Source organism: Glaciecola punicea (genome assembly GCF_001756615.1).
GTDB classification, from domain to species: domain Bacteria; phylum Pseudomonadota; class Gammaproteobacteria; order Enterobacterales; family Alteromonadaceae; genus Glaciecola; species Glaciecola punicea.
In genome coordinates, this window is record NZ_LZXY01000021.1 from 1 (window position 1) to 588 (window position 588).

Genomic DNA, 588 nt, shown 5'->3' on the forward strand with positions numbered 1-588 from the left:
GAGCGTCAGCGCTAGCGCTGGTTAAGCTCACCGTTTTAGCATCGCCTGCATTTTTATTAGAAAACGCACCGGTTGTCGATACGGTTACCGTATCGCCTGCAATTAAGCCGGTCAGTGTCTTTCCGCTCACATCCAGCGCGGCGTCTACGTTACCGTCGTAGACTTTGCCACTGGCGGTGATCCCACCTACGCTTAGGTTAGCACGGGTAATGTCTGCGGTGGTTGATGCTTGACCCGTAATAAGGTAGTTGCCGGCGTCAGTCCCGGCGCTAGTGCTGGTTAAGCTCACCGTTTTAGCGTCGCCTGCATTTTTATCAGAAAAGGCGCCGGTTGCCGATACGCTTACGTCATCGCCTGCAATTAAGCCGGTCAGTGTTTTTCCGCTCACATTTAGCGTGGCGTCTACGTTACCGTCGTAGACTTTGCCACTGGCGGTGATCCCGCCTACGCTTAGGTTAGCGCGGGTAATGTCTGCGGTGGTTGATGCTTGGCCCGTAATAAGGTAGTTGCCGGCGTCAGTCCCGGCGCTAGTGCTGGTTAAGCTCACCGTTTTAGCATCGCCTGCATTTTTATTCAGAGAACGCGCCG

Annotated in this window: 1 protein-coding gene; it reads right to left on the reverse strand. The window is 54.4% G+C overall.

Annotated features, from left to right (window positions below):
- A partial coding sequence (locus BAE46_RS14900) for a YDG domain-containing protein (RefSeq protein ID WP_216094991.1) occupies window positions 1–588 on the reverse strand: 588 nt, incomplete at both ends.